The organism is Sphingopyxis terrae subsp. terrae NBRC 15098 (assembly GCF_001598815.1).
In the GTDB taxonomy this organism is placed as follows: Bacteria; Pseudomonadota; Alphaproteobacteria; order Sphingomonadales; family Sphingomonadaceae; genus Sphingopyxis; species Sphingopyxis terrae.
This window is the reverse complement of record NZ_BCZQ01000017.1, coordinates 48,943-72,559: the sequence shown is the minus strand read 5'-3', so window position 1 is coordinate 72,559 and position 23,617 is coordinate 48,943. Positions and strand designations below refer to the sequence as shown.

Genomic DNA, 23,617 nt, shown 5'->3' with positions numbered 1-23,617 from the left:
ACAGTCCCGATAGCGCGGCGGCTAGGCATTTCCGGCGGCGATGGCCTCGATGACCCGGCAATCCGACACCGGCCCGCCATCGCAGAGCTGGACGATACGGGCAAGTTCAGCACGGAGCCGCGCCATCCGTTCCAGCTTTTCATCGACATCGAGCAGGTGACGCGCCGCAACTGCGCGGATTTCGGCGCAGTCCTGCCCCGGCCCCAAGGCCAGCGCCGTCAACGACCGGATTTCATCGATCGAAAAGCCGAGGCCGCGGGCATTGCGGATGAATGCGAGGCGCCCGACATCCTCATCCCCGTAGGTGCGCCGGCCAGAGGCTGTGCGCGCTGCGCAAGGCAGCAATCCGATATCCTCATAGAAGCGGATCGTGTTTACCTTGGTGCCGGTGCGTTTCGCCAGGCCGCCGATCGGCAGCCGCGTGTCGCGCGCCATCTCCCTTCCTCTCAGTCTCGTTTCGATTTCAGCTTGCTTCTACAGTTACTGTAGAATGTAGAACAGGGGAATGAGCAACGACAGCAATTGCGGCTGCACGGGCGACACCGTCAGGGCCGAACGCGATCCCGCCTATCGAAGGGCCTTGTGGATCGTCGTAATTCTCAATCTCGGCTTCGGCGCGATCGAGATCGTCGGCGGGTTCATCGCCAACAGCCAGGCGCTGAAAGCCGACTCGCTCGACTTTATCGGCGACGGCACGATCACGTTGGCCGGCCTCGTCGCGATAGGCTGGACTGCGCTCGCCCGCACGCGTATCGCCTTAGCCCAAGGCCTGTTCCTGCTGTCGCTTGGCATAGGGGTCATCGGCGTCGCGCTGTGGCGTGCCCTGACCGCGGTTCCGCCCGAAGCCGAGCTGATGGGCGGCATCGGCGCCGCCGCCCTCCTCGTCAACCTCACCTCGGCCGCGGTCCTCTCGCGGTTCCGCGAAGGCGACGCCAATGTCCGGGCGGTGTGGCTGTTCAGCCGCAACGACGCGATCGCCAATGTGGCGGTGATCATCGCCGCCGGCCTCGTCGCATGGACCGGGCAAGCCTGGCCCGACCTTGCAGTCGCCGCCATCATTGCCACGCTTTTCCTGCATTCGGCCTATGAGATTCTACGCAGCGCGCGGACCGAATTGCGCGAACTGTCGACTGTGCCCGGACAATAGGGCCAATGCCCCCCGCCCGCCGCTTTCTCTCTCTGCTGATCGCGCTCGCTGCAATCTGCGGCCTCGTCGTGCCGACGGCACAGGCCCGCACTGATGCCGGCGAAGTCCAGACCATCTGGCGCCTGCTGGACTATGTTGCGGTCGACTATGGTGGAGCGGTCTCGAATGGCGCGGTGACGAGCACGGTCGAATATGCCGAGATGACCGAGTTTTCCGCCACCGTTCGCAAGGGGATCGAAGCGCTTCCGGTATCCCCGGCGCGGGCTCGCCTTGTCAGTGAAGCGGGACAACTCCAGACGGCGATCGCATCGAAGGCGGACCCCGGCAAGGTGGCTGGCCAGGCGCGCGGACTCGCGGCGGACCTCCTCGCCGCCTACCCTGTGCCCCTCGCGCCGCGCAACGCTCCAGATCCCCGGCGCGGAGCCCAAGTCTATCTGGAAAATTGCGCCAGCTGTCACGGCGCGCGCGGCGATGGCAATGGACCTCAGGCCAAGGGGCTCGACCCGGCACCTATCGATTTCACCGACGCCGGACGCGCTCGCAAGCGCAGTCTGTTCGCGCTCTATCAGGTGATAGGACAGGGGCTCGAAGGCACGTCCATGCCCAGTTTTGCCCATTTGCCCTCCGACGACCGCTGGGCGGTAGCAGCCTATGCCGGTGGATTTGCCTTTCGCGACGTCGCAGCCGGCCGGCGTGTCTGGAACCAGACCCCTGCGGCGCGCGAACTGGTCCCCGACCTGCAAGCCTTCACGAGTCTCAGCCCGGAAGTGCTTGGTCGTGGGCTGGGATCGGAGCAGGCCGACGCGCTTACCGCCTATTTGCGCTCAGATCCCCAAGCATTGACAACCGCTTCGCCCGCGACGCTTGCGGTTGCCCGTGACAAATTGGCGCAAAGCCTTGCCGCGTACCGCAAGGGAAATCGGAGCGAGGCAGAGCGTCTCGCGCTGTCCGCCTATCTCGACGGTTTCGAACCGATTGAGCCGATCCTGACGACGCGCGATTCCGCCCTTATGGCGCAAATCGAATCCGCGATGTCCGATTATCGCGTGTCCATCGCGCGAGGTGTGCCGGTCGATGCGGTCGCGGGTAAAGCCGCCGCAGTCGAAACCCTTTTCGCCGATGCCGAAGCTGCACTGTCTCCCGATGCAGCCAGCGACGCATCGACCTTTGTCGGGGCGCTTACCATCTTGCTGCGCGAGGGTCTCGAAGCGCTTCTGATCATCGTGGCGATGATCGCTTTCTTACGAAAGGCCGAACGGCCTGAGGTCCTACCCTATGTCCATGGCGGCTGGATCGCAGCCCTGGCAGCCGGCGGCGCAACCTGGGCAGTCGCGACCTATGCAATCTCGATCAGCGGAGCGAACCGCGAGTTGACAGAGGGATTTGGCTCGCTTTTCGCCGCAGTCGTTCTCGTCTGGGTCGGCATCTGGATGCACGGAAAGTCACATGCGGAGAGCTGGCAGCGCTATATTCGCGAAGCGATGGGCAAAGCGCTTTCACGTCGCTCGGCCTGGTTCCTGTTCGGGCTCGCTTTCCTCGTGGTCTATCGGGAAGTCTTTGAGACCATCCTGTTTTTCGCAGCTCTCGCCGCGCAAGGAAGCCGCAGCGCGATCGCCGCCGGAGCCGGAACCGCAGTGGTGATCCTGGCAGCAATCGCATGGGTCATGCTTCGTTACAGCCGGGTCCTGCCGATCGGAAGATTTTTCGCTTACAGCTCTTCGCTCATCGCTATCCTCGCGGTTGTCCTGGCCGGCAAGGGCGCGGGCGCGCTACAGGAAGCCGGCCTCCTCGGCATCACCCCGCTAGCTCATTTTCCCCGCTTCCCGGCGATGGGGATATTTCCTTCGCTCGAACCGTTGTTGCTCCAGCTTCTCGCGCTTGCAATCCTCTGGATCGGCTATCGTTACAACAGTCGGCAACATCGCCGCATCGAGACAGCGCCCGGTCGATGAGGGGAATCATCACGGGGTCGGCGCACTCCTCCTTGGCCGTAAGACGGCTTCCGAAAAGAGCCTCCGAGCCAGAGTGCTTACCCGGCGCCCGTTACGCACACGAGTTAGGCCTGCTATTGCGACCCGATGCCCGAAACGTCCAACTGGAACGGCCGACTTAGCCTCGGCGACTATCATGCTCTCTGGTCGGGTTCGGTTGGCGATGCCGCCGCGCACCGCCATTTTGCGGCGCAGGCAGTGTTTTGTGCCGAGCCGCTTACCGTGGTCGATGCTGATGGCGCGCGCCTGTCGGGGCGTTGCTTGCTCATCGAACCCGATACCGTGCACCGGCTGCTCCCCGCGCCCACGGCTGAATTATGGTTCGTCGAGCCGACAGTGGTCTTCGGTCCGCCGGTAGATCTGAAAGACCGGCTGATCTGCTCCGATCCGATTCATGTCGCGCTGCCGGGACAGCGGTCCTTCTGGAAAAACTGGCTCACGCGAGGCGCCCGACCCCCGCTCGATCCGCGCATCACCCGCGCCGCCGCCTCGATTGACCGCCTGATCCCCATGGGCTCTGTCCGTCTCGCGGCTGTGGCGGAGGAGAGCCGCCTTTCGCTCGGCCGCTTCCGGCATCTCTTTGCCGCCGAGATCGGCATGCCCTTCCAGCGCTTTGTGCTCTGGCGAAGGTTGATTATCGCCTTCGACGAATTGGGAATGCGCCGCAGCGCGACCGAGGCCGCACACATGGCAGGGTTCAGCGACAGCGCGCATTTCGCCCGCACGATCAAGGCGATGTTCGGTATCCGGGCAAGCGACCTTTTCATCGAATCATAGCCTCTCCGTTCAAGCCGGTGCGTGATCGCGCCTGGTAGAGGCGCATCATGTCAGACGCACACAGAGACTTCGTCCCGGCACTCGGCAAGAGCGGATCGCTCGACCGCTACGATGCCGCCATAGCCCTCATGACCAGAGAGAAAAGATGGCGAAGCGACTTGCTGCGCTTCGCCGAACCGCGGCCGGGCGAGCGGATCGTCGATATCGGGTGCGGCACGGGAACCTTTGCGATCGCCCTCAAGCAGGCGGCGCCGGAGAGCATCGTTCTGGCGGTCGATCCCGACCCCGCCGTGCTGGAAATCGCGCGCGCCAAGGCTGAGGTTGCCGATGCCGAGATTCGATGGTTCGAGGCTATGGGCGACGAGCTGGACGGCATCGACGCACTCCGGCAATGCGACAAGATCGTATCGAGCCTGGTCCTTCACCAGTGCCCGATGGCCGTTAAGGAAGCGATTGCCGCGCAGATGTTCAGGCTCCTGAGGCCGGGCGGGACCCTTTTCATAGCCGACTATGGCGAGCAGCGCTCGCTGCTGATGCGCATGCTTTTTCGACAGATCCAGCTGCTCGACGGGTTCGAATATACCGAACCCAACGCTAAGGGCTGCGTCCCGGTGATCCTTAAAGCCGCGGGTTTCGAGGCGGTCGAAGAGATGAGAGTCATCCCGACGCCGACCGGCTCGATTTCAATCTATGGGGCGAAGCGGTAGTTTCTCGCCCGGCCCGCGCGGTCGCGGCTAGCCGCGCCAGTGACGCCCGCGGTGATGGTGGTGCATCCGGCGCTTCTGATAGCGCCGCTCGTAGCGGTCCCGCCGTTCATAGCGGCGATCATGGCCGCGGTAGTAGGGATCGTAGCCACGATAGCCACGATCATAGCCATAATTGGGCACGCCGTGGCGTGAGGAACGATAGTCGCGGTCATGACCACGTGGCGCGTCATGTCCGCGGCTATATCCCCCGCGATAGCCATGGTGCTGGGCAAGCGCTGTTCCGGGGAGCGCGAAGGCGAGCATCGCGGCCGCGATCGTCATCAGTTTTCGCATGTCAGTCTCTCCTTTTCGTGGCGTTCAAAATCCCCCTTCATGTTTGAATGCGCTGTGAATATTGGCTCCGATGCTGCCGATCGGACGGTGACCCGGCGTCTCCATGCGACAGGCCGATGGCGGGAGAGACAGTATCGCGCCGCATGGTGGGCACCCGTCCCGCGTGGACGAAGCGGGACGGGTGCGGGCCCTCATTTGCCCTTTGCCGCTACCGCGGCCTGGACTCGGGCCTCGACCTGTTCGGGGCTCGGCTGGACGAGCATCTCGCCATTGACGAAGAAGGTCGGCGTGCCCCGGACGCCGACCGCACGCGCGTCGGCGATGTCCTGCTCCATCCAGGCCATCGCATCGGTTGTCGGCATCGCGCGCGCCTTCGCGACATTGAGGCCGGCCTTCTCGGCGGCCGCCCAGGCACCGTCCATCTTGCCGTCGTGCCATTCGGGCTGCGCTTCGAGCAGGGCGGCCGTCACCGGCTCGAGCTTGCCCTGGACGCGGGCGGCTTCGAGGATCACGATCGCCTCGGCCGAGCCGGGGTGCAGCGGCAGGTAGCGCATAACGAGACGCACATCCTTGGGATATTTGGCAACGATGCCCTTCACCGTGGGATAGAAGGCGCGGCAGGCCTCGCACGACGGGTCGAAAAATTCGACGATGGTGACCGGGGCATTTTTCGGTCCGATGATCGGCGAATGCGGGCGAATGAGGCTGTCGACGGGCCCCGCCACGACCTTCTTCGTGGGTTCGCCCTCGGCGGTTCCGCTGTAGAGCATCGCGCCGCCGGTGAAAGCGAGTGCGGAAACGACAAGCGTGGCCACCACTCCGATGCGTTTGTTCATGATTTCAGTCTCCTTTGGAAGTTGAGCAAGAGGGTGAGGATGAGCGCGAACGCGGTCAGCGACGGGAGGGGCAGCGGCACGCCTCCGATTGCCATGCTCTCTCCCGAGCATGATGGACCGCCGGTGCAGGGGACGATCGGGGCCGGAATGACGCCGACGTAGAGCAGGCTATGATAGAAAGCGACGAGACCACCGCCCGCAGCCAGCGCCAGCCCATAAGGAACGATGGCGCGGTCCGACCTGAACGCCGCGATGCCGAGAATGATCGCAAGCGGGAACATGAAGCTACGCTGGAACCAGCAGAGGTCGCACGGCGCCTGGCCCATGACCTCGCCGACGAAGAGGACGGCCAGGCTCGACAGGAGGGCGATTGCCCAGGCCGCGCCGAGCGGACGCCATTTGTGCGGCGCGAGCAGCGGAAAGCTCGTCATCGCCGGCCACCTTTGAACTTGGACTTGGGCCGTCGCGGCGGCGGTGGCGGCTTGCTGTATTTGGACTTGAGGTAGCTGAGCAGGATGCCGTCGATCGACGCGATCATTCGCTGGAAGCTGGTCTTGATGCCGGGAAGCCGGAGCCAGGCAAAGGGCCCGCGGCAACGATAGCGGTGAACGAACTTCGTCCCGCTCGCCGTCGGCGTCAGGATATAACTCTCCTCGAACTGGAGGATGAAGCTCGGCTTGACGTCGAGTATCAGCTCCTCGCCCGGGCGCGCGGAGAGCACCGCCGCGGAGACTTCGAGAAACTTGGGCTTGTGCGGATCCATGCGCATCGAATAGCGGATCGCGATCGGGTCCTCGGCAAGCTGCTCGATCCGGACATAGGGATTCCAGATCCGGTGGTTCTCGAAATCGCCGAGGACCGCCCATATCTGCTCCGGACTATAGGGGAGGTCATGCTCCCGCTCGAACTCCATCAGCTTAACTCCTCTATCGATCGGCCGCCGGGCTTTGCCCCGCGCCGATGTCGGTGACGCCCGCAGGCGATGGGTCGGCGTGCGCGCCGCCCGTCGTGAACCAGCGGCGCAAGCGCGGGACCATCCGGCGTTCGAAGCCCGCCGCGAGGCTGAAGGACGCCGGCACGATCAGCAGTGTCAGCATCGTCGACAGGATGAGCCCGCCGATCACCGTGACCGCCATCGGCGCGCGCCATGCGCCGTCGCCGGTGAGCGACAGCGCGGTCGGGATCATGCCCGCGACCATCGCGACCGTGGTCATCAGGATCGGCTGCGCGCGCTTGTGTCCGGCGTCGACAATCGCCTCGTCGCGCGGCACCCCCGACGCCATTTCCTCGATCGCGAAGTCGACGAGAAGGATGCTGTTCTTGCCGACGATACCGAGCAGCATCAGCACGCCGATGAACACGGGAAGCGAGAGCGGATAGCCCGTCAGCAGCAACGCGACCGCCCCGCCGAGCGGGGCGAGCAGAAGCGAGCCCATGTTGACGAAGGGCGGGATGATCTTGCGATAGAGTAGGATCAGCACAGCGAGCACGAGAAAAATCCCCGATACGACCGCGATCGCGAAGTTGCGCAGCATCTCGGCCTGCCACTTGGCGCTCCCGAGTACCAGCCGCGTGACCCCGGCGGGCAGCGCCTTGAGCGCCGGCAGCGCCTCGACCTTGTCCATCGCCTGACCGGTCACGAGACCCGGAGCCAGGTCGGCCCCGATGGTGAGCTGGCGCACCTGGTTGGTCCGATTGATCTGGGTCGGGCCGGCGCCGAAGCCGATCTCGGCCACAACCGAGAGCGGCACCGTTCCCCCGTTCCGGGTCGGAACAGGCATATTGCGCAGCGTATCGAGCCGCTCGCGCGCGGTTTCCGCAAGCGCGACGCGAACGGGGATTTGCCGGTCGGACAGCGAGAATTTCGCGCTATTCTGGTCGATCTCGCCCAATGTCGCGACGCGGATCGACTGGCTGAGCGCCTGCGTCGTCACGCCGAGCTGCGCCGCGAGCGCGAAGCGCGGGCGAATGACGATCTCGGGGCGCTGAAGATTGCCCTCGACACGCGGCGACCGGATTTCCTTCACGCGGGCCATCTCGGCAAGCAGCCGGTTGCCGACATCTTCGAGCTTCTTCGGGTCGTCGCTGCCGAGCGTGATCGAGATGTCGCGGCTGCTGCCGCCGCCGCCGCCATGCTGCGACTGGAAGTTGATTCGGGCATCGGGAACCTGCGCTAGCCGCGGCGCGCGGTCCTTTTCGAACTCGGTCGAGGTCAGCTCGCGGTCCTTGCGCAATTTCAGATAGACCGTCGCCGTGCCGACATCGATCCGCGACAGGGCGGATTCGACGAGCGGGTCGCGCTTCATGAGATCGGTCACCTCGTCGGCCACTGCCTCGGTCTGTTCGAGCGTTGCGCCCGGGGCGAGCTGGATGGCCACGCGGCTCGTGTCGGAATCGATCGACGGCTGGAAGGTCATCGGGAGCAGCGAGAAGCTGAAAATGGTCGCAAAGAGCGCCAGCACACCGATGCCGACCACCCAGACGCGATGGTCCTTGATGTAACCGAGCCATTTCCAGCGCCCGCCGCGCGCACGCGCGGCAGCGGCCCCGCTGGTGTCGAGGCTCCAGCGCAAGATGCGCATATAGGTGTCGATCAGCGGGCCCTCGCCATGCTTTTGCGGACCCTGCGCAGAGAGAAAATAGGCGGCGAGCATGGGTGTGATCATGCGCGCGACCGCGAGGCTCATCAGCACCGCGGCCACGACCGTCAGTCCGAAATTCTTGAAATATTGCCCGGCGACGCCCGGCATCAGCCCGACCGGCAGGAACACCGCGACGATCGTCATGGTTGTCGCGAGCACCGCGAGGCCGATCTCGTCGGCCGCATCGATCGAGGCCTGATAGGCCGATTTGCCCATCCGCATGTGGCGCACGATATTCTCGATCTCGACGATCGCATCGTCGACCAGCACGCCGGCAACGAGGCTGAGCGCGAGCAAGGTCATCATGTTGAGCGAGAAGCCCATGAGGTCCATGAACAGGAAGGTCGGGACCGCCGACAGCGGGATGGCGAGCGCCGAGATCAACGTCGCCCGCCAGTCGCGCAAGAAAAGGAAGACGACGACGACCGCGAGGATCGCGCCCTCGACCATCGCATTGATCGCCGAATGATATTGGCCTTTGGTATATTCGATATCGCTGAACAGCTCGGTGAATTTGACCTTGGGGTTTTCCTTCTCGAGTTTTCGCAGCTCCTCGACCGCAGCGTCATAGACGGTCACATCCGAGGCGCCCTTGGCGCGCTCGAAGCCGAAGGTCAGCACCTGCCGCCCGTCCTGCTTCGAGACCGAGCGCTGCTCGGCGTAGAGATCCTTGACCTCGGCGATATCGGCGAGGCGCACGGTCCGGTTCGTCCCGACCGAGATTAGCGTCTCGCCGAGCGCGTTGGCGCTGCTCGCGTTCCCGAGGATACGCACCGCCTGCTCGGAGCCCGCGACCTCCATCCGGCCGCCGGCCGCATTGACATTGAGCTGGACGAGCTGGGTGTTCACCGCGGCGGCGGTAAGGCCGTAGGCGCGCATGCGTTCGGGGTTGAGGATGACGCGGATTTCGCGGCTGACGCCGCCCCGGCGATAGGCGTCGCCCATGCCGGGGACCGCGATCAGCCGCTTCGCGACGACATTGTCGACATACCAGCTCAATTCCTCGAGCGTCATATCGGTGGCCGAAGCCGACCAATAGGCAAGCGTGTTGCCCGAGGTAGAGAGGCGGATAACCTGCGGTTCGAGGATGCCGTTCGGCAGGTTGCTGCGGATCTGGGTGATCTTGTCGCGAATGTCAGTCACCGCCCGGTCGATCGGCGTGCCGATCGCGAACTGGACGAAGGTCTGCGACTGGCCTTCGGTAACCGTCGAATTGAGCTCGTCGATCCCCTCGATCGTCCGCACCGCCGCCTCGACACGCTGCGTGACCTGCGTTTCGAGTTCGGTGGGCGCGGCGCCCGGCTGGGCGATGATGACGATGGCGCCCGGAAAATCGATGTCGGGATCGCTCTGGACCCCCATCATGAGGAAGGAGACGATGCCCGCCACCGTCAGACCGAAGAACATGACGAGCGGCGGGATCGGGTTCCGGATGGACCAGGCCGAGATATTCTTGAAGTTCATCCTCTCTCCCCCTTCCGGTTCGATCCCACCGCGACTGTGCGCCCTCAGCCCATGCTGCGATCGCGATAGGCGAGCAGGCGAAGCGCGTTGGCGACGACGACGAGGGTCGAGCCTTCGTGCGCCGCGACCGCCGCACCGATTCCGAGTCCGAAGATCGTCGCCGGCACGAGGACCACGACGACGCCGAGGCTGACCACCAGATTCTGGCGGATGATGCGGCGCGTCTGGCGGCTAAGTCCGATCGCGAACGGCAGATGAGCGAGGTCATCGGCCATCAGCGCGACGTCGGCGGTTTCGAGGGCAACATCGGACCCCGCGGCGCCCATCGCGATCCCGACGGTGGCGCTCGCCATCGCCGGTGCGTCATTGACGCCGTCACCGACCATGGCGACCGGCTGCTGCGCCTTGAGGTCGCGAATGGCGTCGACCTTCTGATCGGGCATCAGGTCGCCCCAGGCCTCGTCGATCCCGACCTCGGCGGCAATCGATTCCGCGACCTTCTGGTGATCGCCCGAAATCATGATCATCCGGCCGATGCCGAGCTCGCGCAGTTTGGCGATCGCGGTGCGCGCCGCTTCGCGCGGCGTGTCCATCAGACCGATCGCGCCAAGATCGCGGTCGCCCATACGAACGACCATCGTCGTGCGGCCCTGCTCGCGGAGGCCGGCGATCGCAGCCGCCACTTCGCCGCCGATCGGCGCGATGCCGTCGGCACCGAACATTTCGGCCTTGCCGATCAGGACGGTTTCGCCCTCGACCTTTGCCGTGACGCCGCGACCCGTCAGGCTGTTAAGGTCGTCCGCCACCGGTACGCGCGTCGACGTCAGCATGGCCTCGCCATCGCGCGCGATGGCAGCGGCAAGCGGATGATCGCTCAGCCGCTCGACCGCCACCGCGATCCGCAGCAGTTCCTCCTTCGGCACGCCGCTGGCCGGCAGGACGTCGGTGATGCGCGGCTTTCCTTCGGTGAGCGTTCCCGTCTTGTCGAACGCCAGCGCGGTCAGCGAGCCGAGATTTTCGAGCGGGCCACCGCCTTTGACCAGCACGCCGCCGCGCGCCGCACGCGCAACGCCCGACAGGACGGCACTCGGCGTCGCGATCGCGAGCGCGCACGGGCTTGCCGCGACAAGGACCGCCATGGCGCGATAGAAGCTGTCGCGGAACGGCTCGTCGACAACGACCCAGGCGAAGAGCAGGACGAACACAAGCGCGAGCACGCTCGGCACGAAGATGCGCTCGAACTTGTCGGTGAAGCGCTGGGTCGGCGATTTCTGCGTTTCCGCCTCGCTCACCATCTTCACGACCTTAGCGAGCGTGGTATCGGCCGCAAGACGGGTTACCGCGATCTCGATCGCGCCATAGCCGTTGATGGTGCCCGCGAAGACGCGATATTTTGCGTCGAGTGCATCGGGCTTTGCCGCGGCCTGCGCACGATCGGCCACCGGTTCCTTGTCGACGGGGACGCTCTCGCCGGTCACCGGAGCCTGATCTATCGCCGTGCGGCCAACGACGACGAAGCCGTCGGCGGCAAGACGCTCGTTGGGCTTGACGATGACGGTGTCGCCAATCGCCAGCTGCTCGACCGGGACTTCGCGAGCCGTCCCGTCGGCATCCTTCACCGTCGCGGTCTGCGGCGCCAGCTCCGCAAGCGCCTCGATTGCGCGCTTGGCGCGGCCCATGGCATAATGTTCGAGCGCATGGCCGAGGCTGAAGAGGAAGAGGAGCAGCGCGCCTTCGGCCCACGCACCAAGCGCGGCAGCGCCGGCCGCGGCGACGAGCATCAGCGTGTCGATCTCGAAGCGCTTGAGCTTCAGATTCTCGATGGCCTCGCGGACAGTGAACCAGCCACCGAAGCCATAAGCGGCAATATAGAATGCGAGCGGCACCCACTCCGGCGCCGCGGCGAGCTTCTCGATCGCAAAGCCGATGCCGAGGACGAGACCGCACAGCAGCGCGAAGATCAGCTCGGTCCGCTCGCCGAAGATGCCGCCATGATCATGGCCATGGTCGTGGCTATCCTCGCCCGTATGGCCATGTTTGTGATCTGGCCCATGCGCGTGATCCGGACCATGGTCATGGCCATCATCGCCATGTTGGTGGGCGGCTTGTGCCGGGGCAGCCGCGGCGACGGCAGTCGATTTCTGAGTGACGCCCATATCCGAGAGTGTCTTTCTGATCATTTCGATGGAGGTCTCCGAGCGCTGGAACTCGGCGCGCAGCGTACCGGCGGCGCCGACTTCGGCCTCGATCACGCCCGGCATTTCGCGAAGCTTCAGTCCGATCGTCCGCGCGCGACGGGCGTGGCCGACGCCTTCGAGGTCATCCCAGAAGAGATGCTGATACTGGCCGGTGAGCTCGGCACCGGCGCTGCGCGCGAGCTGCCGCACGCGTTCGAGCGGGAGAATATCCGGACGGTAATGGATGCAGAGCTGTGGCGGCGAACCGTCGCTTGAGCGGACAACATGGACCTTGTCGACGCCTTCGCGTCCTTCGAGTTCGCTCGTCAGGCGCGCGACGCAGCGGTCGGCGGTATCGGCGACTTCGGGGAGGAGAAGCGGAATATCGAGCCGCAACTGGTCACTCATGATGCCATCCTTTTCTGTTGGCGGTCGGCAATGCGATCCGGGCGCATGTTAAACGCGCGGCAGGATGAGGTGCGGGAGCCATTGCGGGATGCGACCCGGCTCCCGCACCTCCCTGACAGCCGGAAATCCCTGCCCGTGGTGAGGGGGGCGATTGAGAGGGGCCTCCGACGGCCAGGTTTCGAATTCAAGATCATGCGCGGCGCCCGCTTGGCCGCGCGTAGCGGGACTGAACTGTCGTGCGACGGAGTTGCTGTTCGAGCGCCATGTTCGAGCGCTTGAGAAAAACGCTGCAAACCCGCCGCAGAATGGGATAGCCGAGCCATGAGAAGAGACCCGCGCATTCCAGGCGATGGGTAACCTCCACCCCTTGGCCGAGCTTTTCGAGCCGGTAGCTCTCCTCGATGACGAGCAGCCCGCGCGTGCCTGTCCGCCAGGAGAAGCCCGTCAGCCAGTCGAGGCCGGTTATCCGCCCCTCGGATGCAAATTCCGGACCCCGCTTCCCGCGCGGAGAATAGACATAGCCTACGCGCTCATCATCTCCCGGACGATCGGTGAAACGGAGCGTCGGATGCCAGTCGTCGTACCGCTCGATATCGACGAGCAGTCGCCAGACCCGCCCGATCGGGACCGGCAAGCGGAGCGAGGTGCCTACCGAGAACATCGGAGACCTCCTCGCTCGCACGAGCTGGTCCGCGACGCAGGCCGGGGACCTGCGCCGCGGTGTAGACCGGCAAGATGCCGGTCAGCTCTGAACATCGGGGGGCTCCGCGGCGGATTTCCCGCCGAGGATTTCGACCGCTTCGAGCGTGATGAGCCCGATGTCCGGTATTTCGGTCAGCTGCGCCGCAAAGTCGCGGAGCCGCTGCTCCTCGTCGATGATCTCGATCACGACCGCCCGGTCATTCTCCAGCGCATGCTTGCGGTGGAGATGCGCCGAGCGACCGAAACCGAGAACCGCTTCGAGCACCGTAACGCCTGCCAGCTTTTGCTGGCGAGCGAGTTCGGAAATGAACTCGAAGACCCGCTGATCACCGAAGAAGGCGGATTCATCGGTGTAGATGCGCAAGAGCTTGGATGCTTTTGTCATGACAGTCTCTCCCTATTCCGTGACCGGCTGGACCGCCGACTCCGCTTTTCGCTTGAGGAACTTCGGCTGCCAGTTCGCCCCGAGGACGACTTTTGCGATCGCGGGGAGAACGAGCAGCGTCAGGATGGTCGCCGCGATGAGACCGCCGATGACGGTCGTCGCGAGAGGCTTCTGCACCTCGGCACCCGTGCCGGTCGCGATCGCCATCGGCACGAAGCCGATCGCGGGCACGAAGCCGGTCATGATCACCGCACGCATCTTCTCGGTCATGCCCTCGCGGATTGCCTCCGTGAGCGGGACATCATTCTCGAGCCGTTCGCGGATCGCCGTCATGACGACGAGACCGTTGAGCACCGCGACGCCGGCAAGGCAGATGAAGCCCACCGCCGCCGACACCGAGAAGTTGATGCCCGTAAGCGCGAGAGTGAACACCCCGCCCGCGAGCCCAAGCGGCACGGCGAGGAACACGGCGGTCGCGCGCCCGAACGTGCCGAGCGCCATGTAAAGCAGGATGAAGATGCCCGCGAAGCAGAGCGGCACCACGATCGAGAGCCGCTGCGATGCGGCCTGCAGACTTTCGAACTGCCCGCCCCATTCGAGGTAATAGCCCGCCGGAAGCTTCACATTGGCGATCTTCGCCTGCGCTTCGGCCACGAAGGATCCCGCATCGCGGCCTTCGAGGTTCACCTGCACGACGACGCGCCGCTTGCCATTTTCGCGGCTGATCTGGTTGAGCCCTTCGGTCAGCCGGATCTGCGCCACCTGGGCGAGCGGTATCTGTCCGCGATTGCCGCCCTCGGAGGGCAGCAACACGGGCAGCGCGCGGATGTCGTCGAGATTGACCCGGGTCGCGTCGGGGACGCGAACCGTGATGTCGAAGCGCCTGTCGCCCTCATAGAGCAGGCCGGATTCCCGCCCGCCGAGCGCCGCCGACACCGTATCGGCAACCTCCTGTACCGAGAGACCGTAGCGCGCGATCGCATTGCGATCGAGCTTCACGTCGAGCGTCGGAGCGCCGCCCACTTGGTCGGCCTTGACGCTGCCCGCACCCGGTATGCCCTGGAGCACGCGCACCATCTCGTTCGCCGCGAGCGACATCTTGTCGAGGTCGTCCCCGTAGAGCTTGATGGCCACGTCGCCGCGAACGCCCGCGATCAGTTCGTTGAAACGAAGCTGGATCGGCTGGCTGACTTCATAAAGCTGGCCGAGCTGGCCGCCAGCGGCTTTCTCGATACGCTCGACGACATCGGCCTTCGAATCGACACCTGCCGGCCACTGATCCTGGGGTTTCAGGATCACGAAACCGTCGGAGATGTTCGGCGGCATCGGGTCGGTCGCCACCTCGGCCGTACCCGTCTTCGAAAACATCAGCTCGACTTCGGGCAGGCTCGAGATCGCCGTCTCGACGTTGCGCTGCATGACCAGAGACTGTTCGAGGCTCACCGAAGGCACGCGCGTCGAGGCAAGCGCCATATTCTTCTCGTCGAGCTGCGGAATGAATTCCGAGCCGAGCAGTCCGAACGCCGGGATCGCAAGGACGAAGAAGGCAAAGCCGCCGGCGATGAAAGCCCACGGCTTGGCGAGCGCCTTGTCGAGCAAGGGCAGGTAGCGCTCCTTCGACTTGCGGATCGCCCAGACTTCCTTCTCGGCAACCTTGCCGCGAATCATCAGCGCGACAAGCGCCGGAACCAGGGTGATCGCGAGAATGAAGGCCGCAACGAGCGCGAGCATGATGGTGATGGCCATCGGCGAGAAGGTCTTCCCCTCGACGCCCGTAAACATCAGCAACGGCGCGAAGGCCAGTAGGATGATCGCCTGGCCGAAGACGGTCGGTTTGATCATCTCCTGGCTCGCGCGCATCGTCTCCTCGAGACGTTCGCGAAGGTTGAGCAATCTCCCTTCATGCTCCTGCCGGTGCGCCAGTCTGGCGAGGCAGTTTTCGATGATGATCACCGCCCCGTCGACGATCAGACCGAAGTCGAGCGCGCCGAGGCTCATCAGGTTACCGGGGACCCGGAAGGCGTTCATGCCCATCGCCATCATCAGGAAGGAGAAGGGAATGACGAGCACCGCGATGATCGCGGCGCGCCAGTTGCCGAGCAGGAAGAAGAGCGCGGCCGCTACGAGCAGCGCGCCTTCGGTGAGGTTCTTTTCAACCGTGCCGACGGTTGCGTTCACGAGCTTGGCGCGGTCGAGTACCACCTTCACTTCGACGCCGGGCGGCAGGGTCTTCGACACCTGCGCGATCTTCGCCGAAACATCCTCCGCAACAGTGCGGCTATTCTGCCCGATCAGCATGAGCACGGTCCCGATGACCGCCTCCTTGCCGTTCATGCTGCCCGCACCGGTTCTGAGGTCGCCGCCGATCTTCACATTGGCGAGCTGTCCAACCGTCACGGGCACGCCGCCGCGCGTCGCGACGACGGCGTTGCGGATTTCGTCGACCGAGCGGACGCGTGCATCGACGCGCACGAGATAGGCCTCGCCTGCCCGGTTATAGTAGTTGGCACCGACCGCGAGGTTGGCGCGTTCAAGGGCTTCGCCCAGTTCGCTATAGGAAATGCCGTAGCTGGTGAGGCGGGTCGGATCGGGTTCGACCACGAAGGTCTTGGCATAGCCGCCGATCGAGTCGACGCCGGCGACGCCGCCGACCGACTTCAATTGCGGGCTGACGATCCAGTCCTGGACCGTGCGAAGATAGCCCGATTTGGCGATCTCGTCGGTGAGGATATCGCCCTCGGGGGTCAGATAGCTGCCGTCGGGTTGCCAACCTGGTTGGCCCGCGACCTTCTTGGCGCCCTTCCCGTCGGGATTTTTGTAGCCGACGGTGTACATGACGACCTCGCCGAGACCCGTCGTGACGGGACCGATCTGCGGCTGGGCCCCGTCGGGAAGATTCTCGCCCGCCTGGAGAAGCCGTTCGCCCACCTGCTGGCGCGCGAAATAGAGGTCGGTTTCATCGGTGAAGATTGCCGTCACCTGGCTGAAGCCGTTGCGCGAGATCGAGCGTGTCGTCTCGAGCCCCGGAATGCCGGCGAGCGAGATTTCGATCGGATAGGTTACGAGCTTCTCGATTTCGACCGGCGAGAGACGCGGATCGATCGTGTTGATTTGCACCTGCTTGTTGGTGATGTCGGGAACCGCGTCGATCGGCAGCTTGGTGAGCTGCCATACGCCGAGTCCCGCGATCACGAGGAAGAGAAAGAGTACCGCCCAGCGCGCGCGGACGGATAGCGCCATCAGTTTCGCGATCACGGTTTATTCCTCCTCGCCCGCGCCCTTGCCGAGTTCGGCCTTGAGCAGGAATGCGTTCTTGGTCGCGACGATCTGGCCCGGCTTCAGCCCGGCGAGGATTTCGACACGGCCCGCGCTGCGCTGGCCGACGGTCACCTGCTGCGCGCGGAAGCCGTCCTTCGTGCGGACGAACACCACGTCGCGGCCTTCGAGCGTCTGGAGGGCTTCGTCCGCGATCACGATACGGGCCGGCCCACCGGTTTCGGCGCCGCGGCTCGGAAGCAGCCGCACCCGGACCGCCAAGCCCGGCTGGAGCGCCCCGGGTACGTCGAGCACGGCGGTTGCCGAGCGCGTGTCGCCCGACAGGCCGGGCGTGACGGCGCGCACGCGGGCATCGATCGTCCGTCCGTCGGGAAGTTCGATGATCGCACGGTCTCCGGGCGAGAGCCGCTGGGCATCGGCCGGACCGACGGCGGCCTCGATCTGCACCTTGCTGGGATCGGCAACGCGGAACAATTCGGTTTCGGGCTGAACGAAGGCGCCAAGGCTGGCGTTCTCGGCCGTGATCCGTCCCGAGATCGGGCTTGCCACGATGACGCTGCTGCCATCGCGCGTGACCTGCGCGGCGCTCGCTGCGGCACGCGCGCGCTGCGCTTCGGCCGCGGCGGCCGCGGCTTCGGCTTGCGCCTGCTCATAGTCGACGCGCGCCGACACCTTCTGGTCGAACAGGGTCTTCTCGCGGTGGAGATTTTTCTGCGCGAGCGTCGAGCGCGCATCGGCGGCAATCCGTTCGGCCGCAATCTGGGCGGCGTCGCGGCTTTGCACGATCGCGATCGTCTCACCGGCGCTGACCGGATCGCCGAGCCGCTTGAAGAGACGGGTGACCGCGCCGCCCGCGCGGGCGGTGACGATCGCCTCGCCGCTCGGCGCGGCGGTAACGGTCGCTTGCGAGATGATTTCCGAACCGAGTCCGCCGGCGCCGATCGTCTCGACGCCGATCTCGGCGGCCTTGATCGCTTCGGGCGTGATGGCGAGGCTGCTCGGAAGGGCTTCGCTCGCCGCTTCCTTTTCGCCTTCGGCAGCCGGCGCGGCGGCCGGGTCGGCGGTGCAGCGTGCAACGCCGAAGCCCGTGACGGCAGCGAGTATCATGGCGCCCGCGACAGTGCCGAGGAGACGCTTGTCCTTGGTGATCATATTCTATCTCCGCTGTTGATGCGGTTCGCGCGCCGACCGGCGGCGCACCCCTGTTGACTTGGAAGGACGATGGCGAAGGCGCCTCCGTCCACTGGAAGGCTCGGCGCGCTCATGGCTGATGATCCGCATCGCCGTCGGCGGCTGCCTGGCGCGATAGGATGGCGCGGGCTTCGGCCCGGGCCTGGCGCGCCGCGATCAGTTCGGCCTGCGTTGCCGCATAGGCCTGCTGCGCGTCGATATATTCGACGAGCGAGGACTTGCCGGCGCGGTAGCTGAGTTCGGCGAGCCGGACACCTTCGCGCGCCTGCTCGATGCCGCTACCCTCAAGCGCCGCGAGGCGGGCCTCTGCGGCTTCGAGTTCGGCCTGCGCATTGGCGATCTCCGCCTGAGCATTGACCACTGCATTCTCGCGCCGCGCAATGGCGGCGGCGACATCGGATTTGGCTGCCGAGATGTTGCCGCGGTTGCGGTCGAAGACGGGGAGCGGCACGGAAACATTGGCGATCAATGCGCGATCGCCGGTGTCGCGAAGCTGACGCACCCCGAAGCCGACCGACGGATCGAGCCGGCCATCGGCGCGCTGCCCCTGGAGCCGCGCTTCAGCAATCAGCTTCTCGGTTTCTGCCAAGCGAACGTCGAGCGTCGCGAGCGAGTCCACCGTCTCCGGTGCCACCCACATATCGCCTTCCATCAACTCGGCAGGCGGGACCGAGCTTCCAAGGAGCGCCGCGAGCGAACGCCGGGCGGTCCTTTCTTCGGCCTCGGCCGTGCGTAGCTCGGCGGTGGCCTGAACGAGAGCCGCATTGGCGCGGAACGCACGGAGCGGCGGCTCGTTGCCGGTATCGACCATGGCCTGTGCCACGCGGACGAGTTCGCGGGCACGCGCTTCATTTTCGCGTGCGAGCGCGAGGCTATCGCGGGCCGCGAGAGCGGTCGCGAACTGGTTGCGGACATCGAGCGCAAGATCTGCGCGTGCAATCTCCAACTTGTACTTCGCGGCCAGAAACTCGGCGTCGGCGAGCGTCATGCGCGACCGGCGCCGGCCCCCGATATCGAGACGCTGATTGACCGACACGGTCGTTTCGAGACCGTTCAGGCCCGAGTAGGGGCCGGTGCCTGCGAAATTCTCGACATCGACATTGAGCGTCGGATTGTAGCGATAGCCCGCCTGACGCTGGCGACCGCGAGCGGCCTCCACTTCGGCTTCGGCGGCAACCACGCGCGGCGAGCGCGCGTCGGCTTCCTCCATCGCCTGCGCGAGGGACAATCGAGCGGGAAGCGGGCCGGTACGCACGGCCTCGCCTGCGGAAGAAGGCGGTCCCACCAGCTCCGTCGCTGCCGACTGGGCAGCGGCGGGCGCGGAATTTGAGCCTGCAACGAGCGCCACGAGACTCGCGGCGACAACTATGGATTTCATGAAAAGGAGACTCCTGACGTTTCCAGGGAGAAGCGCACGCGAAGGGCACGCGCAGACCTAGAGCGTCAGGCGATTGGAGGGCGGAACGTCCCGATATAGGCGACGGGCGGCAAGGCGGCCGTCAGGATGCGCGTATGCGCTTCAGGGGCAGGCGTTTCGGTCGCTGCCGACAGCGATTCCGCCGGGACGCCCGAATGGTGACCGTGGCAGCCATGAGCGGCGGCAGGCACCTGCTGCTTTTCGCCGGGAGAGGATTTTTTCTTGTCGACTTCGGCGCCTTCGATCGCCGGTGCGGGAACGCAGCCGGCTTCGATCACAGCAACGAAAAGGCTCGCCTCGGCCCGATCCTCGGTCGCATGTGCGAGCGACCCCGCAACCGTTCCGGATGCAAGGAGAAGGGTCAGGAGGAAGAGGATCACCCGTCGCATTGAAACCGGCCCCTAGCATCGAAACGGCGCGGTGAAAAGTAGAAGATTTTCAATCAACTTCGGCGGCACTCTTCGAACCCCCGAACCGGCTCCGTAATTTTATCTCATGGAGGTAAGAGAGCAGTGCACCTTGCCCCTCTATAGTTGCAGATGCGCCTCAAGAAACAGGATATCGGCCGAACAATCACGCGTTAAGCACAATAATTCTACAATTGTCTTTCACTCTTATTTCTATCGCTTCGCTATTGGCTCCCGCCTCCTTTGTTCGGGACGACATTCGAGCGATATGCTTCCCGTGAGACGAGGGGGTAAATCGGACGCAGAGCGGCACAGCGTCCTGCCGGAACATCAGGGCTTGACCCTGTATCTACTACAGGGTGCAAGAGCCTGCCCTGCACAAAAAAGGGGGAAAGAGGATGGTGCCGCCGACAGTAAATCCCGTGAGCATGGCCGTCATCGAGCCGCTGCTGCGCGAGCAATATCGCCTGTTTTGCGAATCACGCCGAATCGGAGATGAAGCCGCTGCGTGGCAGGCGCTGGAATGGGAACATATATTGAGCCAGCCCTATATGGGCGCGCATCTCGCCTCCCACTGGCACATGTTTCGCTATGCGATCGAGCTCGGCGATGCCCGTGAAGCTACCGGTCAGGCAATGCGGTTCCTGCTCGTCCCGCTCGGTTCGCTGACCGGCCGCCTCCCCGCAGGGAATAATGGTCGCGCGCGGGTGAGCGCCTTCGAGCCGATGCCGATGCCGCAGGCCCTCGAAGCGCTGATCGAAACGGCCCGGTCGACGGAGAGCCGCGCTGCGCGAACCGATTGATCCGGTTTTGGACTTCCGGAACGGGTCATTCGCTGTTAGGGGCGCGACCATGTCCGGCGCTACCCTTCGCCTGTTGCTTGTGTTCATCCTGCTGCTCAGCGGGCTCCACAATGCTGCGCCGGCGATGGCGGGCATGACGCACCATGCGACGGATTCGCATCTTTCGCACCATGTCGAGCCGGGCCATGCGTCGGACAAGGACACGCAAAAAGGTCAGCAGGACGCCGACCTCCACGGCAGTCACCATAATTGCCCGGTCGCATCCGATCAGGCCCTTTCGGGTCATGACGATCTGTCCTGTTTTTCCGGCGGCCTGCACTTTGCGTTGCCCGCGACGCGCCTCGCTTCGCGCGCGCTCGCACCGCCCCTGAACCCTCCCCTCGCCTGAACGCCGCCTGCCGCGCGGCCCCTTTTCGGCCTGCGCTCAGTCGAATCGTTCAGGAGTGATCATTCATGCATATCCATATGCGCGCCGCCCTGTTGGCCGGGGCTGCGCTGCTGGCGGGGTCCGTTTGGGCCCAGCCGCTAACGCTCGACCAGGCGGTCGAGCGGGCCATCGCTGCATCGCCCGAGCTTAGAGCGGGCGAAGCGGGGGTCGACGCCGCGCGCGCCGACCAGCTGCAAGCCCGCGTCCGTCCCAATCCGACCGTGTCGGTCGACATGGACAATGGCGTCGGGACGGGCGGCTATGGCCTGTTCCGGCAATCGGAACTCACCGTCACCTATTCGCAGCCGCTCGAACGCGGGGGCAAGCGCGAGGCGCGAATGGCGCTTGCCGAGCGCGGTGTCGTTCTCGCCGAGGCGCAGTGGCGGCTCGTCCGGCTCGACATCGCCCAGGAAGTGCAGCGCGCCTATATCGACGTCCAGATCGCCGAGCAGATGGTCTGGATCGCAGAGGATCGCGTCAAACTTGAAAAGGAGATGCGGACCGAAGCGATCAGGCGCGTGCGCGGCTACAAGGATCCGCTCTTCGTCGAGACGCGCGCCGATGCCCGCATTCTCGAAGCCGAACTGGCCCTGAAGGAAGCCCAGGCGAAGCGGCAGTCCGCACGCGCATTGCTCACCTCCTTCTGGGGCGGCACGCCTGACAGCCTCGTTATCGCCGAGGGGATCGAGAAACCCGATCCGCGCGATCCGCCGCTCGCCGAAGCCGACGCGGCGGTCTTCGACGCCGCCGTCGACCGGGCCCGCGCGCAGGTCGTCGTCGAGCAGAGCCGTGCGCACCAGGACTATACGGTCTCGGGCGGCACGCGCTTTCTTCGCGAGACCAATGATGTCGCCGTTCTTGGCGGCATCTCGATCCCGCTCGGACGGTTCGACCGCAACCAGGGCAATATCGCCCGGGCGCAGGCCGAACGGCGGCAGCTCGAGTTCCAATCCGAAGCGAGCCGGCTCGAGCGGCTGCGGCGCCTCGCGTCGCTGCGCGCCGATGCCGACGCCGCACGCGTCCGGGCCGAGGGCATCATGAACGACGTCTATCCCAAGGCGGTGAAGACGCTCGGCCAGGTGCGCGAAGGCTATGCCCGCGGCGGGTTCCTGTTCGCCGACGTACAGGATGCCGCCGACGTCATCATCCAGATCCAGGGTCAGTGGGCCGAGGCCATGACACGCTACCGCGATTTGCTCGCGGAGATCGATCGCCTGACCGGCCGCTTCGATGCGGCTCCCCTTGCGGAGAATATTCCATGAAGAAGTTTCCATTTCCCGCCGCGGCTGCGGCGCTGTTCCTTGCTGTGCCTCTCGCTGCCTGCGGTGGCGGAGCCGAGGGCGAAGACAAGCATGAAGAAGGCGAAAGCCACGCTGAGGGCGAAGGCGAGGAAGATGCCAAAGGCCCGAACGGTGGCAAATTGCTCAAGAATGGCGATTTCGCGGTCGAGGTCATAATCTTCGAGAATGGCACCGAGCCGCAATTCCGCGTTTTCGCAACGCGGGACGGCAAACCGGTCGACCCGAAGGATGTCCAGCTCGCCATCACCCTCACGCGGCTTGGCGGCGACGTCGATCGCTTCACCTTCCGCCCGCAGGGCAAATTCCTCGCAGGGCAAGGTGTCGTCACCGAACCGCACAGCTTCGACGTCGAGGTTGTCGCGGTGACGGGCGGCAAGCGGCACGTTTGGAAATATGCGAACCCCGAAGGGCGCACGCGGATCGGGGCTGACGCCGCCAAGGCCGGAGGCATCGAAACCGCGGTCGTCGGACCGGCGACGGTGGGCGAAATGCGCGAACTCTACGGCACCGTCCAACTGTCGCCGACCGCCCGCTCCGAAATTCGCGGCCAGTTCCCCGGCCGCGTCGTCTCGGTGACCAAGGCGGTGGGCGACAGCGTCCGCCGTGGGGAACTGCTCGCGCGCATCGAGTCGAGCGAGAGCCTCCAGGTCTATCCGGTATATGCGACGGTCGGCGGCGTGATCGCCGAGCGCAACGCCAACCCCGGCGACGTCACCGACGGGCGCGCACTCTATGTGGTCACCGACCCGGCGCAGACCACGGTCGTCTTCAACATCTTCCCCCGCGACCTCGCGATCATACGTCCGGGCATGCGGGTGACGGTGGAGACGCAGGACGGCGCCGAAATCGCGACCGCGCCGCTCGGGCAGTTCCTGCCCGACGGCAATGTCGAGGCGGGCACTGCGCTCATCCGCGCGACCATCCCGAACCGCTCGGGAACGCTCCGCCCTGGCATGGCCTTGCGCGGCCGCGTGATGGTCAACCCCGTCACCGTGCCGCTTGCCGTGCGCACCGAGGCGATCCAGCCCTTCCGCGACTTCAAGGTGGTCTATGCCAATTTCGGGCAGGACTATGAGGTCCGGATGCTGAAGCTCGGCCGTTCGTCGCCCGAATGGACCGAGGTCCTGTCGGGCATCAAGCCCGGCACCGCCTATGTCACCAAGGGCAGTTTCCTCGTTCGCGCCGACATCGAAAAGTCCGGCGCGGGCCACGACCATTGATCGGGG

General features: G+C 65.2%; 21 protein-coding genes. 8 read left to right on the top strand and 13 right to left on the bottom strand.

Going from position 1 to position 23,617, the window contains the following annotated elements; translation table 11 throughout:
- Window positions 1–21: 21 nt before the first annotated feature.
- A complete protein-coding gene (locus STE01S_RS10925; protein WP_003046458.1) occupies window positions 22–435 on the bottom strand; it encodes a MerR family transcriptional regulator in 414 nt (137 codons plus the stop codon).
- Window positions 436–505: 70 nt separating this feature from the next.
- Between STE01S_RS10925 and STE01S_RS10920 the strand changes: the two genes are divergently transcribed.
- From STE01S_RS10920 to STE01S_RS10905, 4 genes are all read left to right on the top strand, one after another.
- Entirely contained in the window at window positions 506–1,147 is a 642-nt protein-coding gene (locus STE01S_RS10920; protein ID WP_037553278.1) for a cation transporter, read from the top strand.
- 5 nt (window positions 1,148–1,152) lie between these two features.
- Window positions 1,153–3,099, top strand: a complete 1,947-nt coding sequence (locus tag STE01S_RS10915; RefSeq protein WP_003046463.1) for a cytochrome c/FTR1 family iron permease — start codon at window positions 1,153–1,155, stop codon at window positions 3,097–3,099.
- Window positions 3,100–3,225: 126 nt separating this feature from the next.
- Window positions 3,226–3,915 carry a helix-turn-helix transcriptional regulator gene (locus tag STE01S_RS10910; RefSeq protein ID WP_003046466.1) on the top strand — a complete coding sequence of 230 codons (690 nt, stop codon included), beginning with the start codon at window positions 3,226–3,228 and terminating at the stop codon, window positions 3,913–3,915.
- A gap of 47 nt (window positions 3,916–3,962) precedes the next feature.
- The gene (locus STE01S_RS10905; RefSeq protein WP_037553277.1) at window positions 3,963–4,622 is read left to right on the top strand and encodes a class I SAM-dependent methyltransferase; all 660 of its coding nucleotides are present in this window, start codon (window positions 3,963–3,965) and stop codon (window positions 4,620–4,622) included.
- Between the two features lie 27 nt (window positions 4,623–4,649).
- On the opposite strand, the gene STE01S_RS10900 is transcribed toward STE01S_RS10905, so the two are convergent.
- The 12 genes from STE01S_RS10900 to STE01S_RS10845 form a co-directional block, all read right to left on the bottom strand.
- Entirely contained in the window at window positions 4,650–4,955 is a 306-nt protein-coding gene (locus STE01S_RS10900; RefSeq protein WP_062767635.1) for a hypothetical protein, read from the bottom strand.
- A gap of 191 nt (window positions 4,956–5,146) precedes the next feature.
- Window positions 5,147–5,791 carry a DsbA family protein gene (locus tag STE01S_RS10895; protein WP_003046475.1) on the bottom strand — a complete coding sequence of 215 codons (645 nt, stop codon included), beginning with the start codon at window positions 5,789–5,791 and terminating at the stop codon, window positions 5,147–5,149.
- Complete coding sequence (locus tag STE01S_RS10890) at window positions 5,788–6,222, bottom strand: disulfide bond formation protein B (RefSeq protein ID WP_003046478.1); 435 nt, start codon at window positions 6,220–6,222, stop codon at window positions 5,788–5,790. The genes STE01S_RS10895 and STE01S_RS10890 overlap by 4 nt, the downstream gene beginning before the upstream one ends.
- Window positions 6,219–6,704: an SRPBCC family protein gene (locus STE01S_RS10885; protein WP_003046480.1), complete on the bottom strand. Its 486-nt coding sequence runs from the start codon at window positions 6,702–6,704 to the stop codon at window positions 6,219–6,221. Before STE01S_RS10885 ends, STE01S_RS10890 begins: the two co-directional genes overlap by 4 nt.
- 13 nt (window positions 6,705–6,717) lie before the next feature.
- Complete coding sequence (locus STE01S_RS10880) at window positions 6,718–9,897, bottom strand: efflux RND transporter permease subunit (RefSeq protein WP_003046483.1); 3,180 nt, start codon at window positions 9,895–9,897, stop codon at window positions 6,718–6,720.
- Between the two features lie 44 nt (window positions 9,898–9,941).
- Window positions 9,942–12,482 (bottom strand): heavy metal translocating P-type ATPase, encoded by a 2,541-nt coding sequence (locus tag STE01S_RS10875; protein WP_003046486.1) that lies wholly within the window; start codon window positions 12,480–12,482, stop codon window positions 9,942–9,944.
- A gap of 190 nt (window positions 12,483–12,672) precedes the next feature.
- Window positions 12,673–13,143 carry an SRPBCC family protein gene (locus STE01S_RS10870; RefSeq protein WP_003046490.1) on the bottom strand — a complete coding sequence of 157 codons (471 nt, stop codon included), beginning with the start codon at window positions 13,141–13,143 and terminating at the stop codon, window positions 12,673–12,675.
- 81 nt (window positions 13,144–13,224) lie between these two features.
- Entirely contained in the window at window positions 13,225–13,569 is a 345-nt protein-coding gene (locus STE01S_RS10865; RefSeq protein WP_003046493.1) for a DUF190 domain-containing protein, read from the bottom strand.
- A 12-nt stretch (window positions 13,570–13,581) separates the two neighbouring features.
- A complete protein-coding gene (locus STE01S_RS10860; protein WP_003046495.1) occupies window positions 13,582–16,824 on the bottom strand; it encodes an efflux RND transporter permease subunit in 3,243 nt (1,080 codons plus the stop codon).
- 3 nt (window positions 16,825–16,827) lie between these two features.
- Complete coding sequence (locus tag STE01S_RS10855; protein ID WP_003046498.1) at window positions 16,828–17,997, bottom strand: efflux RND transporter periplasmic adaptor subunit; 1,170 nt, start codon at window positions 17,995–17,997, stop codon at window positions 16,828–16,830.
- Between the two features lie 109 nt (window positions 17,998–18,106).
- Window positions 18,107–19,414 (bottom strand): TolC family protein, encoded by a 1,308-nt coding sequence (locus STE01S_RS10850; RefSeq protein ID WP_037553274.1) that lies wholly within the window; start codon window positions 19,412–19,414, stop codon window positions 18,107–18,109.
- Window positions 19,415–19,479: 65 nt separating this feature from the next.
- Window positions 19,480–19,842, bottom strand: a complete 363-nt coding sequence (locus STE01S_RS10845; protein WP_003046504.1) for a hypothetical protein — start codon at window positions 19,840–19,842, stop codon at window positions 19,480–19,482.
- A 446-nt stretch (window positions 19,843–20,288) separates the two neighbouring features.
- Here STE01S_RS10845 and STE01S_RS10840 point away from each other — a divergent pair, with 446 nt between their 5' ends.
- The 4 genes from STE01S_RS10840 (at window position 20,289) to STE01S_RS10825 (ending at window position 23,611) form a co-directional block, all read left to right on the top strand.
- Window positions 20,289–20,663: a DUF3703 domain-containing protein gene (locus tag STE01S_RS10840; protein ID WP_037553271.1), complete on the top strand. Its 375-nt coding sequence runs from the start codon at window positions 20,289–20,291 to the stop codon at window positions 20,661–20,663.
- A gap of 49 nt (window positions 20,664–20,712) precedes the next feature.
- Entirely contained in the window at window positions 20,713–21,051 is a 339-nt protein-coding gene (locus STE01S_RS10835) for a hypothetical protein (protein ID WP_003046510.1), read from the top strand.
- A gap of 65 nt (window positions 21,052–21,116) precedes the next feature.
- A complete protein-coding gene (locus STE01S_RS10830; protein ID WP_003046513.1) occupies window positions 21,117–22,352 on the top strand; it encodes a TolC family protein in 1,236 nt (411 codons plus the stop codon).
- Window positions 22,349–23,611: an efflux RND transporter periplasmic adaptor subunit gene (locus tag STE01S_RS10825; RefSeq protein WP_003046516.1), complete on the top strand. Its 1,263-nt coding sequence runs from the start codon at window positions 22,349–22,351 to the stop codon at window positions 23,609–23,611. The genes STE01S_RS10830 and STE01S_RS10825 overlap by 4 nt, the downstream gene beginning before the upstream one ends.
- The last annotated feature ends 6 nt before the right edge of the window (window positions 23,612–23,617 follow it).